This is a genomic window from Pseudomonas sp. OV546, from assembly GCF_900116845.1.
Classification (GTDB): Bacteria; Pseudomonadota; Gammaproteobacteria; order Pseudomonadales; family Pseudomonadaceae; genus Aquipseudomonas; species Aquipseudomonas petroselini.
Map to the genome: position 1 here is coordinate 1 of NZ_FPCE01000032.1, position 2168 is coordinate 2168.

A 2168-nucleotide genomic window follows, 5' to 3' on the forward strand; every position below is an offset into this window, starting at 1 on the left:
AACGGTGAGCGCCTGTATCGCACCGGCGACCGTTGCCGCTTCCTGGCTGACGGTAATATCGATTACCTCGGCCGCCTCGACCATCAGGTCAAGCTACGCGGCCAACGTATCGAACTCGGCGAGATCGATGCCGCCCTGCTGGCCCAGCCAAACGTGCGCGACGCCGCCACTCTGCTGCTGGACCAGCGCCTGGTGAGTTTCTGGAGTGGCGATGCGGATGAAGCGACCCTGCGCGCCGGCCTTGGCGACCACTTGCCCACGCACATGCTGCCGGGCCTGCTGGTGCGACTCGACCAACTGCCGCTCAACAGCAACGGCAAGCTCGACCGCAAAGCGCTCGCTGCCATCAACCTGCCCGATGCAAGCCGCGAAAAGCCCCATCGGGCACCGCACACGCCTACGCAAAAGCTGCTCTGCGAACTATTCAGCGACGTCCTGGCGTGCCCGTTGGTAGGCCTCGACGACCACTTCTTCCACCTTGGTGGTCATTCCCTGCTGGCCACGCGCTTGGTCGCCCAAGTGCGTGAACGCCTGGGCGTTACATTGCCATTGGCGCTGGTGTTCGCCCACCCGACGGTGGCGGCATTGGCCGAACACTTGCGCGACGCCTTGCCAAGTGAGGAGTTCACGGCACAACCGCGTCCGGCAGCCTTGCCGCTGGGCCTGGCGCAACACCGCTTCTGGATGCTCAGCCGTCTGGTACCGGACTCCCGCGAGTACCACATGCCGTTCGCCCTGACCTTGAAGGGCGCGCTGGACCTGCCCGCCTTGCGTCGCGCCTTCGACCAGGTCAGCGAACGCCATCTGGTGCTGCGCAGCCGCATCGTTGAGATCGCTGGCGAAGCGCAGTTGCTGATTGATCCGCAAGGCCCGGCGCTGCGTGTGACCTCGGTCGCCACCGATGACTGGGAGACCGCGTGCAGCCGCGCCGAAGCCGACTTGATGGCCCCGTTCGACCTGGCCACTGCCGCACCGTGGCGCGCCCAGTTGCTGCAACGTCAGGACAGTGACGAAAACCGCTTGCTGCTGTGCCTGCACCACAGCGCCACCGATGGCTGGGCCATGCAGTTGCTGATCGACGAATTGGCGCAGGCCTACCGTGCCGGACGGGACGGGCAGGCACCCGACTGGGCACCACTGGACCTCGACTACGTTGATTTCGCCCTGTGGCAACAACACCCGCAGACCCAGGCCCGTCGCCAGGCCAGCCTGGATTACTGGAAAAATCATCTGGGCGCGGACGATTACTCACTCGACCTGCCCCTGGACCAACCCCGTGCAGCTGAAGCCGATCGGCGTGCCGGGCAACTGCACATCAGCCTGGGCACCGAACGCTCAGCCGCGATCCGCCAATTTGCCCGCTTACGGGGCACCACGCCGTATGTGGTGCTGGCGAGTGCGTTGAGCGCCCTGCTCGCCCGTTACAGCGGCCAGCGCGATATTCGCCTGGGTACCCCGTCCGATCAGCGCGAGCAGCCGCAAACCCAGGCGCTGCTGGCCTGCCTGGTCAACACATTGGTGATCCGCTGCGAGGTCGATCAACAGGCCCCGGCGTCGGCCTTGCTGGCGGCCCTGGAGGCTGACCTGCGCACCGCTCAGGCCCACGCCGACCTGCCGTTCGCCACGCTGGTCGGCGCCATCACCCAGCGACGCGACTTGAACCGCACACCGTTGTTCCAAGTGCTGTTCTCCCTCAACCACGGCCGCATGGACAGCCGCCAATGGCCGGGCCTGGACCTCACAGAACAGCCCCTGCCAGCCATTGACGCCAAGTTCGAGCAAAGCTGGGAAGTCCACGACGACGGCAGCGACATGACCCTGGCGCTGGAATATCAGACGGCATTGTTCAGCGTCGCTACGATGCAGCGCTGGAGCGCGCAGTGGTGTGCGCTCCTGGATGCGTTGATCGCCGCGCCGGAGCGTGCACTGGTCGAGTTGTTCCCGCAGCAGCAGGACCACGCGCAACTTGCTCGGTGGAATGCCACCGAGCGTCATTATTCCGGCCCGACGAACTTGCACACGGCGCTGAGCCAGCAAGCCGCCCTGACGCCCAACGCGCCGGCGCTGGTGTTCGAAGGCCAGCGCCTGAGCTACGCCGAGCTGGACCAGCGCGCTCAACGCGTCGCCCGTGCCTTGCGTGCGGCGGGCATCGGTCGCGAGTCGATTGT

1 protein-coding gene is annotated in these 2168 nt (G+C 66.0%); it reads left to right on the plus strand.

The window, feature by feature from the left end; all coding sequences use genetic code 11:
• A partial coding sequence (locus tag BM403_RS31240) for a condensation domain-containing protein (protein ID WP_139238025.1) occupies positions 1-2168 on the plus strand: 2168 nt, incomplete at both ends.